This window comes from Dolichospermum sp. FACHB-1250, assembly GCF_014696335.1.
GTDB lineage: Bacteria > Cyanobacteriota > Cyanobacteriia > Cyanobacteriales > Nostocaceae > Dolichospermum > Dolichospermum planctonicum.
Genome location: NZ_JACJPZ010000016.1, coordinates 19,648 through 32,618 on the forward strand (window position 1 = coordinate 19,648; position 12,971 = coordinate 32,618).

Consider the following 12,971-nt stretch of genomic DNA (forward strand, 5'->3'; position numbering starts at 1 on the left):
ATTTTGGTGTCAAGTATAAGGATAATTCAAACGGGTGAAGATGGTGGAGAAACTGGGGAGAATATTTTAGGTATCCTGATTTTCCCACAATTCTAACAAACCAACTGTACCGACAAAAAATGTATAAATTGCATATTTGATTGCTGTCTGATTGCGTGTTGGGGCATAATAAGCGGCAATTAATGCTTCCATAAAATGAGCAGATAGGGCAATATGGGCAATGATTAAAGCTGGGGTTAAGATACTTGGTAGTTGATTATTGGTTATGGATGTTTGCATATTCCATAATTCTAACCCCATTGCGCCGGTGATGAGTGCGGTGGAGATGATTTTGATAATGGGGAATAGTTTTTGTTTGATATCTTTTAAGTTCATGTTGTTTGATTTTTTCAAAGTAAGAATATTTTACATTTTATTCTATCAAATTATTGATTAATTCATCTATTCTTAAAAGTTCATCAGTAATTTGGGTTACAGTATTTAATTCATTTGCCGGATCTGGAGTTTGAATAGTCATGTATGATGTAGCTGATTTATGGGCTACAAGACCTCGTTTTTGTCCAAATGTATTCATATTAGCAAGCCAAGTATTATTAGGATCTAAGTCATTACTATTTATTCCTATGGGTAATAGTAATGCTAAAATATTTTTTTCTTTTAATCCATGATTATTATCAATAACCTTCTTAAAGCTATTGATAGCTGAATTTATTTTTTCAGTTATTTGCAATCGCTTATAGTGATTATCTTGACTTACATTGTTGGGTTTTCTAAGTGTATCTGGTGGTTTATCCATAGTTAAATCAGAGAAACCAAGCAGACATATTAAAGTACGAGTTGTTTTACCGCTTGTATCCCACAGAGTTTTGGCATTTTGAACAACTTCCCAAGCTCTTTCTTCAAGATAAGACTCAATTTCAGCATGAGCAAGAACTCTGTATGCAGCAGTTCTAGATAACTGACTCTCGGAATATGAACTTGTCGGGCTAATTTCAGGAAGAAATTCGTCTTTTAACCTGTTTAGCTGGGTTCTTAAAGTAATAAATTTATCAGATTCTGGCATATCTTATTAAGAACCTACCTCAAACCATTGAAAATAATCCGATTCCCATCTAGTTCAGGTACATTAAAGTTTATTTCTAAAACTTTTCGGAGACTTTCACCCCACAACCTGAGACGATTATAAATCTCAGGAATATTCTGCGTTCTGCGTTCAACAGCTTCTCTAAAATCACTGTTTGATGAACATAATTCCTGAAAAGCAACTTTAACTTTTTCTTGATGATCTTCAGCAGATTTCCTGATTATTTCATCTGCAAAATAAAAAACCATCACATCTAAAATTGCTCGATTGAATTGGCTTTGATATTTATTATTTCTGCTCGACCATAAACGAGAGAAGTTTTTTTCTTCAAATATATTAATAGTTGTTTGTACTGCTTCTTCAAATTGATTGACTATATTTGTAATATCATGATATCTCTGATTATTAAGCCTTTCACAAGTCATGTCAAGAAATTCCTTGAGATTTCCCCTATAATCAGATAAAAAATAATGAAATCCTATATAACGTAATAGTAATTCAACATCACGCATCCGATAATCAGGATTTGATGATTTAAATATCTTTCTCAGAGCCTTACTTTCAACTGATTGATCATCTAACCAATTGGTAAAAGTACCTGGATGTAATGCTTGTCTTAGCTCTTGAGGGGATAATGGAGTACCCCCTATATTCAGCCGCAGAAAAATTTTATATAGTAAGTTTTCCTGGGTCCAACTCCTAATTAATACTGTACGAATAGTTTGGTTATCAAGATCATTACGTACAGAACTCAAAAAGACATCATTTTTAAAATCTTCATATTTTTTGCCAATTAAATCACGTCTAAATTCTAGATTTTTTAAAGCAAAGGCATTGTTATTATTCGATATTCTTTCATCACTTCCACCATAAAATTGCAGAATAGTTAACAATCGTTGTTTCCCATCAAGAACAATAAATTTACCTTTTTCCTGACGATTAACAGCTAATACTATTTGTGGTACTGGAAACCCAAGTATAAGTGATTCGATAAACCTACTTTTACGAGTGATATCCCAAGCGTCTCGTCTTTGAAATCTGGGATTTAACTCTATATTACCCCGATCAAGTTGATTAAAGATTGTCTCTGTTGTCCAGTCACTACCAGAAACAACAATTTCTCGAATTTGCTTTAATTCAGGAATTAACCCACTCAGCGGTTCAGGCTCAATTTCTTGATCTTCCTCTTCCTCAAAAAAGATTTCTTCTTCGTTAGTCATAGTTTCCGTTTGCATAAGGGTTTGAATTTAAAATATATCATATCATATAGGAATCCGGCTTGATTCTTCAAAACATACGTGGGGTGCGTACGAATACAGCTAACACACCCCTCAAGGACGAATACCAAGACAGTTTTACTCCTGAATTATGCTGTATGCTGTAATTTTTTCAACTTTGTTGAATATGACTATGTAACATTACTAAAGTCTCCGCTAATTGACTCAAGCGATTTTCTAAATCTTGTTTACGTCCTAATAATTGCCGTAATCTTTTATGACGAGCGATCGCTATACTAACACTAGGCACTTGTTCTACTGGACAGGGGCGTGACCAAACCTGACCCGCTGCATCTACTCCACAGAGGCGATAGTCAGTATGCACTGATTTATAAGATTTTTTGTCACCATTAGCGCAAATTTCCTCTACATAGTCCATGAGTCGATCTACTTCGGCATGACGCAACGTAGCTGTTACACCTGTTTCCGGTTGTTGGGGATGAGATTCTAACCAACCATTAATAATTGCACCTTCTAAATAAATATCCTGAATTTGTTGTACAATAGTTTGCAGTTCTATTTGCCAACTAGCAACTTTTTCTTCAATTGCTTGGAGCATATTCATGGCCAGCGCTGGGTTAGCTCCGTGACGATGACTACTAAAAGACGGGGTTTTAAATTTAGGGAGAGTTGGTGTTTTTTCTCCAGTCTCTCGGTCTGGAAAAACTGGTACAGAATCATGATGAGGAAATACATCCTCTGAACTTCCATGATTAAGGTCTGTATTTAAGTTTGTATTCTGGGCTGCTCCTGTAGCGGCAAAATTGTCCGTATATTCGGGGTGTCCGATGCTAATCCGAAAGGAGAAAGATCGTTTTGTTTGATCACCCGTTTCTGTAGTAACATCATCATGGCGAGTTTTTAAGTCATGTAGCGTTGCCTCGATGCGTTTTAACCCTGGTTTCATAAAAATATCCTAAAATTTATGGTCTTGATCAAAAAAGAATTGAGGATGGACAATGAATTTCTGCTCAGATTGGTAAATTTAGTCGGCTTTCCTCTAGGGACACTTAATTTCCCTCGTGGATTCTTTCCCTGCAAGTATTATACAATGAAATCAGTCATGAATAAATTGATTTTGGTGACGGGTGCAGCCCGGTCAGGTAAAAGCGAATGGGCGGAAAATTTGGCAGAAAATTCAGGAAAAACAGTTGTATATGTCGCCACAGCTACACAAAATCCAGATGATCAAGAGTGGCAACAACGCATTGAAAAACACCAACAACGACGACCTCAAGATTGGCTGACTCTGTGTGTACCAGTGGAACTTACGACTACTTTAGCTCAATCCCAGACCGATACTTGCTTGTTAGTTGATTCTTTGGGAACTTGGGTAGCTAATTTTCTAGAAATAGAAGATGTAATCTGGGAAAATACTGTAAAGGAGTTGCTAGAAACCTTGCCCTTAGTTGCAGCTGATATCATATTTGTGGCGGAAGAAACAGGTTGGGGTGTAGTTCCAGCTTATCATCAGGGGCGCAAATTCCGCGATCGCCTCGGTATTTTAGTACGGAAATTAGGTAATATTTGTGAACCTGTTTACTTAGTGGCGGGTGGTCATGTTCTCAACTTAAGTTTACTAGGCGTACCGTTACCATTACCTAAGTTTTAATTTAATTGATGCCAATTATGCCAAAAAATTAGAAAAATTAAATAGAAAATTAAATAGAGATAATTTTATAATTTTTATTTGCCAACTGACAAAATTCCGTACTATAATAGAAATGTGAAGTGTATGGGGCTTTAACGGTTTCGACAGGTTGGCGAAAGCTACTCTGTGATTCAGGTCGAGAGCGAGTCATCTCTCGGAAATCAAAGACTCGAAAAAAAAGTAAATGCGAACAATATCGTAAAATTTGCTCGTCGGGAAGCTCTAGTAGCTGCCTAAAACACCTCTTACAGGTTCGAGCGTCTTTAATTTGACTCCGTTAAGGATTAAAGACCTAACCCCCAACGGATGCTCCAACAAACGTTCTCTGGTTGGTTTGGTGGCTAAGATTAAATCAGAGCATCCTACGTTCGGGATAATGAACGATTCCCGCCTTGAGGGTCAGAAAGGCTAAACCTGTGAACGAGTGGAGGGTTAATACCCAATTTGGACATGGGTTCGACTCCCATAAGCTCCATTTTCAATAACTCTTAAGCCCGCTAAATACTTTAATGTGTAGGTGGGCTTTTTGCTATGTATAGCTGTAGCCAGGTTACTTAGGGCTTGCTGAATAAGTTGTCTGTGAGGGCAGGGAACTCTTAACAGGGAACAGTTTTACAGCAATTTGAGATCAAACCCGCCACAAGAATGGTAAAATTATAAAGATGTAAAAAAGAAGATTATTGAGAAATAGCCCCATATTCGATAGACCTACGACAAAAGATATTAAGTGCCTGGGAAAATAAAGAAGGTACACAAAGAGAATTGGCGGGGAACGATTCAAAGTTAGTTTATCCTTCATCCGTGACTTTTTGCGTCGATATCGAGAGATATCGGAAATAACTGCCAAGCCTCAAGGAGGAGATAGGCGCTCGAAAATTCCAGGTGAAAATCAAGAATTGTTCAAGAAAATAGTCACAGAGAAAAGTGATATAGACTGGTGAGAAATTCAGGAAATAATCAAAGAGAGTAAAGGAATAGAGGTAAGTGTATTAAGCTTGTCACGGACTCTTAACCGCTTAAATCTAAACCCTTCCCAGTTTATCGTCGTTAAGATATTCTGGTTTAATTCCTGCTCCTATTAGATGTTCACAGGCTATTGTTTGAAAATATTTGGGAAACATATATAAAGGTTTCGATACGAATCCTAACCCGTTCAATCAGATTTTTGTTGATGTGTGACAGTTGGGGTGCGGAATGTGGGATGTAAAGCCACTAAGATTATGCAAGGGCTGTTGACGCTCTACCCCAATGCCTACTTTAGCGATCGCTTTTTTAAAAGCCTCACCGTTTAACCCCATTGCTTCCTATTTGGCTTTAGCTTCTATCACAGCTAGTTTAGTAGGTTATAAAACAGAATATAAACGCCGCAACACAATCAAGGGCAACATCACCCGACCATATTGGGGCGGGCGGTAGGGTCCACGGAGTTTATCAGCAATAGCCCAAATAAAACCAATTAAATCTTGATGATGAGAATTTTCTGTAATTGCTACCATATTTATAGAATTTGTATTACACTTACTGTCCCAATGTTTCATTAAATTTGCAATGGTGAGTAAGTTACCCACCATGATTGTAATTAATCAGAGAGCCGCTGATAATGGCTAATAATTTGTGCAGCCACTTCAGAAGCCGTTAAACCATCAGTTTCGACCTCAATAGCATCAGCCGCTTTTTGTAAAGGGGAAATCTTGCGAGTACTGTCTTTCAAGTCTCTTTCAGCAATGTCCCGTTCTAGCTGTTCTAAACTAACTTGGGGTTGATTTTGTTTTTCAAAGTCTTGCTGACGACGACGGGCCCGTTCACCCACAGAAGCAGTTAAAAAGATTTTAACTTCCGCATCGGGGAAAACATGAGTCCCAATGTCTCTACCTTCCGCTACTAAACCCCCCCGTTGTCCCCAACTTTGCTGTTGTCTAACCAATGCTTGTCGGACTGCACTTTGGGCGGCGATCGCTGATACTAGAGATGTTACCTCAACTGTGCGAATTTTTTCAGTGACATCTATATCATTAATCTGGACTTTTACGGGAGATTGCAGACTTTCACCAGGAGTAAGTTCAATTTTACACCGCGTCGCCAATTCAGCTACGGCACAATCATCATTAATATCAATACCCTGTTCCAGCACTAGCCAAGTGATGGCTCGGTACATAGCTCCTGTATCTAGATATACTAAACCTAATTCCTGTGCCACCTGACGAGCGACTGTAGATTTACCAGCGCCCGCAGGACCGTCAATAGCGATAATCGGTTGACGGATTTGATCCTTGACATCCCGTAGAATCGTGTTGTCAATTAACCTGGTAGAACCAAGACGAGCCGCGATCGCCAACATTCCTTCATTCTCAACTTTTTCTAAAAACATCAACGTATTTGGTTCAACTAATTCAATATATTCCAAGCTGATAGCCCTAACTTTTGCGATTTCTTGCCTTACCAATGCTATTAGCTCACTACTGTGACGAACGCCAGCTTGAAACGCCGCTTCAGCTTGTTCTAAAGCTTTAAATAACACCGTTGCTTGCTCTTTTTCCGTGGTAGTCAAATATTGATTCCGAGAACTTAAAGCCAAGCCAGACAATTCCCGCACCGTGGGACAAGTCACAATCTCAACGGGCAAATTCAAATCAGTTACTAACCGCTTAATAATTGCCAGTTGTTGACCATCCTTTTGTCCAAAGTAAGCTCGGTCAGGTTGTACCAAGTTGAAGAGTTTAGTCACAATCGTGGCTACCCCCGCAAAATGACCCGGCCGAAAATTACCACACAAACCAGACATCATAGCAGATGGAGGGATAACTTGTGTCATTTGAGTTTCTGCAATATTCTGTAGAGGCAGACCAATTTCTTGGGGAGTTGGGGCAAAAATCGCATCTACACCCGCTTGTTGACAAAATTCCCTGTCCTGTGCTAGAGTCCGGGGATAGCGTTGATAGTCCTCATTTGGTCCAAATTGCAGCGGATTAACAAAAATACTGACAATTACCGTGAAATTTTCCTTTCTAGCTCGGTGAATCAAACTAAGATGCCCTTGATGTAAACTACCCATAGTTGGCACTAAACCCACCGCAGTGGGATACCAAACAGCTTGATCATCAACTGCCCCATCCTCGGTCGTCCCGAAATGGCAATACCTCCGACGGCCATTCAAATAAAAGCGTAAAGCCGTAACTGTTGTCAGCACCTGCACAAAAAACCCCCAGTTCCTTTCGATCCTTTCCCCCGTTAGTGTATATCTGATAGCGCGGCGTGGCACAATCGATAATTGGGGGATAAGATAGATGAACCAGGGGAATTTAATAGTGAAGAGCGAAAAGAAATAAGGAACGAGAAAGGGGGTTATCTTCCTAAAACTTCCAGACTGACTGGAGCAAGACCACTGCCGATCATCCCTAATAAACGGGCAGCACCCGCAGAAAGATCGATAATTCGACCACGGATGTATGGACCTCTGTCATTGATGCGCACGACGACAGAACGCCCATTTCTGGTATTAGTAACGCGGATTTTTGTCCCCATAGGTAAACTCCGATGAGCAGCAGTTAACCCTTCGGGATTATATCTTTCCCCACTGGCTGTTCTATTGCCAGAGCCGTCATAACCATACCAAGAAGCTATGCCGCGAAAATTAATATTGACCCTGCCAAAAGCAATTTTTTGTGATAACTTTGGTGTGGAGAGTGATTTACCAGCGGGTAAATTGGCGATTTCCTTGATGGGATTTGCGTTGCCCATCAGCCTCCGCAGTCTATTAGTTGCCTCTAAAGCATCTTGAGCCAGATTAGTGGCTGGGGTTTTTCTGTTGCCATTAATATTGGCTGATAGTCGCGTGGTTTTATTGACTTCTACCAGTTCTTGACCGTCAATTGTGATGGTGTAGCGATCACGGAGCGATCCATAGGAATCCCCAGACGGGCTGCGAACGGAAAGGCCATTCTTGTAAGCTTTATTATTAGTTGCGGGGGCATCCGCTATTTTCCAACTGACGGTAATCTTGCTTGCGTCTACATTGTTTTCAACTAGTTCATTAATTCTAGCTGCTATGACACTAGCTTTCTGAACCGGGTCATTGTCAATGGAGCCAACTTGTTTGTTGATATTGATTGTATTGTCAGTATTGCTAAAACTGGCAAATTTACCTGGCTCAGTAGCAACTCCAGAATCAGAATTGAAACTCTGATTGTTGCCAATGACTCCAATTTTGATTTTCTTGTTAGTAACTCGGGCAGAACCCAGAAAGGTGAGAACGGGAGTATCCCGAACATAAAGAGTTGCTGCTTGTAAACCCCGAATACTGTGAGGCTGAATTCTGGCAATCACAGGCTCGGAAATGGGTTGTTCTGTCGGTAATTGGTATTCTCCAACTTTAACCGCATCACTGGCAGATGATTTGGCAAGAGTTGGAGAACTTCCCTCACTGGCTTGACTCCGAGCGACTGAGGGGAGACCCAAAACGGTTAGGGTCAATATTGTTTGGGCTACGACAGTATTCCACAAATGTCTTTGATTCATGCGTCCGATTTTTAAAGCGACTTGAGAACTTAAGTTTTTTTTAGTTGGGTTTTTCACTTGTGATGGTGACAGTACCTGCAAACTCGAACCTGTTCCGCTTCCACTTTGCATTTTGTAACTGCAATAGACTAGCATGAATTTTCAAGCTTGGGGATCAGGGTTTTAGCGTAAATCTCAACAGACTGGCAAAATTTAAACTCAGATTTAGGCTGTCAAACTGTCTTCAATTCAGGATTTTAGCTATGTAACGTTTTTCGAAGATTTATATATTTTCAGCAAATAAATTTAATATTGACTAATACTTCTGTCCAACGGTTACTATTTTATATTCCTTATCTTTCATTCTCCGTACTTATTTTTTTTTAGTATTTAAAACACATCAAGCTAGTTTATGTTTAAGTGTAATTGTACTGGTAAATAGTTTCATCAATCTCAAATGTAATTTCCGCAAACACAATCTATACAAGGAATAAACACAAAATCAATACTTTTCATACTTCGCTAATTACTTGATTCATTATCTGCATAATCAACGAATAAACACTGATATATATTATAATTATTAGTATTAATAGTTTTAGATACTGTCGAGTAATAAATGTGCCTTTCCTCTAGCAGGTATTTATTCTTAATCTCATAGAATAGTTAATAGACGCGTATATATAGATAATTTAAATATAAAATAATACAGTATTTGCACCATATCAGTGATAACCTCAGCACTAAACTTAATATCAAGCTATTAACCTTATTTTTGCTCCAGATACTTCACAAAAATCATCGGTGGTACGATTGATGACAGCTGTAACGTTGTAACTAAGAACGTGAGTTAGTAGTTGCAATTTTTTGTGAAGTACAACTACTAACTTTAATTTATAACTTATAACTTCTGCAATAATTCCTGAGTTAATTGCATAAATGCTTTAGAACCCGCTGTATTGGGACTTAGTAAAGAAACTGGCATAAAACTATCAACGGCTTTGGCAACATTCACATCAACTGGTATTTGCGCTTTACAGATTTTATCTACTCCAAAATCTTCGATGACTCGGTGCATTACCTGTTTATAATATTTACTATTCAGGATATTTGCGCTGGACATACTAAAGACTATTCCCAAGATTTTAATATCTATTTTGGCTTCCTGTTTGTGGCTATCTTTTAATTGGGAAATCCGTCTTTCTAAAAGTTGAATTCCTACTACAGATAAGGGTTCTGGCCTAGCTGGGAGAATGTAGAAATCACTACTAGCTAAAGCACTACGAGTCATGAGATTATAACCGGGAGCGCAATCTAAAAGAATAAAATCATATTCATCGCGCACAGGTTTTAAGATATCTCTAATTAAGACTCTTTCAAAGCGATTCCAGATAGTTTCAAAGTCCTGTTCACCCAATGCTACTGATTGATTATGCAGCATTTCCGAAACCACAAATTCATCATATAAATCTATATCTCCCGGTATTAAATTTAATCCAGGAAGATTACAAACTTGAGGTTGAATAATGTCATGAATGGTAAATTTTGCCTCTGGTTCGGGGTTGATAATTTGATCTAGCAAATATCTCAATGTCTTTCTTTGTTTACGACGTTTGGCAAACTCTACTGGTGACATTAAACTCAGTGTGGCACTAATTTGACTATCTAAATCTAAAACCAGGACTTTTTTCCCGTAATTTTTCGCTAAACAAGTAGCTATATTGACTGTAATAGTGGTTTTACCGACTCCACCTTTCATATTTGCTGTTGCGATTATATGTCCCATTTTACTTCCTCTACTGACGCTTTCCCATTTAGATAGCGTTCATATTATCTAATAGATTTTAACTTTGGTTATGTTACTCAGACCCCAGACTTCTCCAAGAAATCGGGGATATTGTTAGGATAGTTTAATACTTTGTGCTAATAAACTCTGAAGACGTTGCAAGTGCGAACCAACTTGGTAAACTAAATCACCTTTGCCTATCAGATAAGCTGCTACGGTTGATGTTCCACCTAAAATGATTTTTGAATCAGCTTCACTTTTGGTGCTGAGTGCAACCCTTCCAGGTAGGTTAGAACGGATAATTGGGGTGACAATACTCGCTTCTGGACGTTGCGTAGAAATAATCAAATGAATACCTGCGGCTCTTGCCATTGCGCCTAAACGTTTGATACTTTGTTCTAATATGGTGCGAACCTCTTTTTCTGCCATAAAATCAGCATATTCATCAAAAATACAAACAATGCGCGGTAACATTGGGGAGGAACGTTGATTATAAACTGTTAAATCTGCACATTTAGCTTTTTCAAATTTTTGATAACGAGATTCCATTTCTGCAACTAGTTCTTGCATTAATTCTACAGCGCGATCGCTATCTTTGACAACTGGTGCATATAACCATGACATTTGTTCAAATTCGGGAAATGTTACCCGCTTAGGGTCAACTAAAGCAATTTTTAAATGTTGGGGAGAATGACGATAGATTAAACTGAGAAGAAGCGATCGCAAAAATTCACTTTTTCCGCTTCCTGTTGTTCCTCCCACCAAAAAATGACAGGTATTTGGATCTGATAAATCAGCCTCTAACAATTTACCATCAATACTCACCCCAATGGCAATTTTTACGGGTGCTGTTGGGGGTAAAAACTGCTTTTGAATAAAATCTTCAAACTTAGCAATTTGTCTATCTTGACGCGGTAAATCAATACTTACATAACCAGCTTGAGGTGCAATTAAAGGCGGATATTCTAACCCCAATTGTACTTGTAAATCAGCGGATAATTTGAGAATTGAATTTACCTTTACACCGGAATTTGGTTTAAGTTTGACTCTGATAAATGCTGGACTTACCGCAGCACCATGATACTCAACACCAATACCAAAAGATTGCAAAGTATTAACTAGATCTTCGCCTATCTTATCAGCTATAATAGATGGATCTGGCTTAGGAGGTTCTGTATCTGAATTTTGATCATGATTAGATTCAACATCAAAAAAAGTTTGACATTTTTGTTGTTGGGGACAAATTTCACATAAATAAGGTTCAGTTGTCGCTGGTGGTGGGTTAGGATTGGGAGATTCCCAACTTAACCAGTTTTGCATTTGTAATAGTTTATAGGGAATTAATTGATGAACCGTATTTTCTAACTGTTCCCAAGAATATTTGTACTCTTTAAATTCTGGTAAAACACAATAAACAGCAGAATCAATAGGTGTTTTTTTCTGCTTCGATAACATATAACTATAGAGAGAGACTTGCGCTAATTGTGCTGCTGAATCTACAGGTTGATAGGTTTTAAATTCTACCATAAAAAGGCGTTTAAGTTCAAAATTAAAAACCAGACAATCAAACTCACCTTTAATTAATTGCCTTGTGCCATTAGGTAAATCAAAGTAATATTCTAAATTGTGTTCTCCAGAAATAAAAGTATTTTGAATAACTGTTTCCGCACTGCAATAACGACGATTGATGATCAACAATTCAGTAAACTTTTTAATTAATCCTTGTAAACCTTGCCAAACCTGTAGTAGTAGAGAGGCTTTACTCGCGTCTTTTGCAATTGCATTTTGCAAATAGGGAAAGAACTTAATTTGATAGAATAATTGTTGAATTTCCAACGAAATTACATCTACCTTTAATTGTGTTGCAGATGGATTAAATAAACTTTTAAATCTGGGTTCAATCAGCAGTAAATTAATAAAATCATCTGCTAACTTATGAAAAACATTACCAACACCCCCAAGAGTATCTTTAGGAGAGAATATGGCTTTACAATTAAAATGGTGATTTAGATAAAATAGTCGAGGACATTCAAAAGCTAATCTAACTTTAGTGGGAGTTAAAGAGGAATTTTCAGATTTGTGATTCACCATATTAAATACACGACTGATAACATCAGGATTGGATATTTCAAGCAAGCGATAATGAACAGCAGCGAGATAAACTGTATCCATAGCTGCATAGTTTAACTGTTTTTGAGTCAGGGGACGTTTTCCCCAATCACTGCCTCCTTCTTCTGCGTCTACATGAGAAAATTGACAGAGTTCAGCAGCTAGAGTTTTTAGTTTTAAGTTGGTAGTTTGTAAAACTTCTTTGGTAATTTTTCTCGCTATTTTTAAAGTACAAGTGACATTTTGGGCTAGTTCTTTGCCTAAATATTTTAAATCAAAACCAGCATTATGAAAAACTTTCTCAATTTGCGGATTAACCATGATTTGGTTAATGAAATATACAGCCAAATCAGGTTTACCCAAAACATCAAAAATGTAAGCAGATTCACCAGTTAAATCTGTATAATCAGCCAATACCTGAATTAGTGCTAATTTTGGTTTATCGGTATAACAATCAGCAATTTCTGTATCTATCCATAAGGTTTTAGATAGGGACAGTTGGGAAATTTGATTGTAAATTTCAGAAGCTTCTGTCAGGTAGTGCATTGGCTGATATAAAAAATGTGCTGG

Annotated in this window: 11 protein-coding genes, 1 other RNA gene and 1 pseudogene; 2 read left to right on the plus strand and 11 right to left on the minus strand. The window is 37.9% G+C overall.

Annotated features, from left to right (window positions below; all coding sequences use genetic code 11):
- Positions 1-66: 66 nt before the first annotated feature.
- The 4 genes from H6F39_RS07645 to H6F39_RS07660 all read right to left on the minus strand — a co-directional run bounded on the left by H6F39_RS07645 (position 67) and on the right by H6F39_RS07660 (position 3,268).
- Entirely contained in the window at positions 67-375 is a 309-nt protein-coding gene (locus H6F39_RS07645) for a hypothetical protein (RefSeq protein WP_137908190.1), read from the minus strand.
- A gap of 37 nt (positions 376-412) precedes the next feature.
- The gene (locus tag H6F39_RS07650; RefSeq protein WP_028089266.1) at positions 413-1,063 is read right to left on the minus strand and encodes a HEPN domain-containing protein; all 651 of its coding nucleotides are present in this window, start codon (positions 1,061-1,063) and stop codon (positions 413-415) included.
- A 14-nt stretch (positions 1,064-1,077) separates the two neighbouring features.
- A complete protein-coding gene (locus H6F39_RS07655) occupies positions 1,078-2,304 on the minus strand; it encodes a DUF262 domain-containing protein (protein WP_228036461.1) in 1,227 nt (408 codons plus the stop codon).
- Positions 2,305-2,473: 169 nt separating this feature from the next.
- A complete protein-coding gene (locus H6F39_RS07660; protein WP_190371769.1) occupies positions 2,474-3,268 on the minus strand; it encodes a hypothetical protein in 795 nt (264 codons plus the stop codon).
- A gap of 156 nt (positions 3,269-3,424) precedes the next feature.
- On the opposite strand from H6F39_RS07660, the gene cobU reads away from it, so the two are divergent.
- On the plus strand, positions 3,425-3,973 hold the full coding sequence (gene cobU / locus H6F39_RS07665; protein ID WP_137908188.1) for a bifunctional adenosylcobinamide kinase/adenosylcobinamide-phosphate guanylyltransferase: 549 nt from the start codon (positions 3,425-3,427) through the stop codon (positions 3,971-3,973).
- Between the two features lie 125 nt (positions 3,974-4,098).
- Positions 4,099-4,490: a transfer-messenger RNA gene (gene ssrA, locus H6F39_RS07670) on the plus strand.
- A 547-nt stretch (positions 4,491-5,037) separates the two neighbouring features.
- On the opposite strand, the pseudogene H6F39_RS07675 reads toward ssrA, so the two are convergent.
- The 7 genes and pseudogenes from H6F39_RS07675 to H6F39_RS07705 all read right to left on the minus strand — a co-directional run.
- A pseudogene (locus H6F39_RS07675) lies at positions 5,038-5,169 on the minus strand (DUF4277 domain-containing protein); the annotation flags it as partial.
- On the minus strand, positions 5,170-5,310 hold the full coding sequence (locus H6F39_RS20645; RefSeq protein ID WP_190396481.1) for a hypothetical protein: 141 nt from the start codon (positions 5,308-5,310) through the stop codon (positions 5,170-5,172).
- 45 nt (positions 5,311-5,355) lie between these two features.
- Positions 5,356-5,508, minus strand: coding sequence for a type I restriction-modification system subunit M N-terminal domain-containing protein (locus H6F39_RS20650; RefSeq protein ID WP_228036462.1), 153 nt, complete (start codon positions 5,506-5,508; stop codon positions 5,356-5,358).
- An 83-nt stretch (positions 5,509-5,591) separates the two neighbouring features.
- A complete protein-coding gene (locus H6F39_RS07690) occupies positions 5,592-7,205 on the minus strand; it encodes a bifunctional pantoate--beta-alanine ligase/(d)CMP kinase (RefSeq protein WP_137908187.1) in 1,614 nt (537 codons plus the stop codon).
- A 149-nt stretch (positions 7,206-7,354) separates the two neighbouring features.
- The gene (locus H6F39_RS07695) at positions 7,355-8,527 is read right to left on the minus strand and encodes a septal ring lytic transglycosylase RlpA family protein (protein ID WP_190396502.1); all 1,173 of its coding nucleotides are present in this window, start codon (positions 8,525-8,527) and stop codon (positions 7,355-7,357) included.
- 880 nt (positions 8,528-9,407) lie between these two features.
- On the minus strand, positions 9,408-10,292 hold the full coding sequence (locus tag H6F39_RS07700) for a ParA family protein (protein ID WP_190371766.1): 885 nt from the start codon (positions 10,290-10,292) through the stop codon (positions 9,408-9,410).
- Between the two features lie 114 nt (positions 10,293-10,406).
- Positions 10,407-12,947: a DNA translocase FtsK gene (locus H6F39_RS07705; RefSeq protein ID WP_190396482.1), complete on the minus strand. Its 2,541-nt coding sequence runs from the start codon at positions 12,945-12,947 to the stop codon at positions 10,407-10,409.
- Between the last annotated feature and the right edge of the window lie 24 nt (positions 12,948-12,971).

Coding starts and splice junctions, on each gene's coding strand:
- H6F39_RS07645 (WP_137908190.1), bottom strand. CDS start 375: ATGAACTTAAAAGATATCAAACAAAAACTATTCCCCATTATCAAAATC.
- H6F39_RS07650 (WP_028089266.1), bottom strand. CDS start 1,063: ATGCCAGAATCTGATAAATTTATTACTTTAAGAACCCAGCTAAACAGG.
- H6F39_RS07655 (WP_228036461.1), bottom strand. CDS start 2,304: ATGACTAACGAAGAAGAAATCTTTTTTGAGGAAGAGGAAGATCAAGAA.
- H6F39_RS07660 (WP_190371769.1), bottom strand. CDS start 3,268: ATGAAACCAGGGTTAAAACGCATCGAGGCAACGCTACATGACTTAAAA.
- cobU (WP_137908188.1), top strand. CDS start 3,425: ATGAATAAATTGATTTTGGTGACGGGTGCAGCCCGGTCAGGTAAAAGC.
- H6F39_RS20645 (WP_190396481.1), bottom strand. CDS start 5,310: ATGGGGTTAAACGGTGAGGCTTTTAAAAAAGCGATCGCTAAAGTAGGC.
- H6F39_RS20650 (WP_228036462.1), bottom strand. CDS start 5,508: ATGGTAGCAATTACAGAAAATTCTCATCATCAAGATTTAATTGGTTTT.
- H6F39_RS07695 (WP_190396502.1), bottom strand. CDS start 8,527: ATGAATCAAAGACATTTGTGGAATACTGTCGTAGCCCAAACAATATTG.
- H6F39_RS07700 (WP_190371766.1), bottom strand. CDS start 10,292: ATGGGACATATAATCGCAACAGCAAATATGAAAGGTGGAGTCGGTAAA.
- H6F39_RS07705 (WP_190396482.1), bottom strand. CDS start 12,947: ATGCACTACCTGACAGAAGCTTCTGAAATTTACAATCAAATTTCCCAA.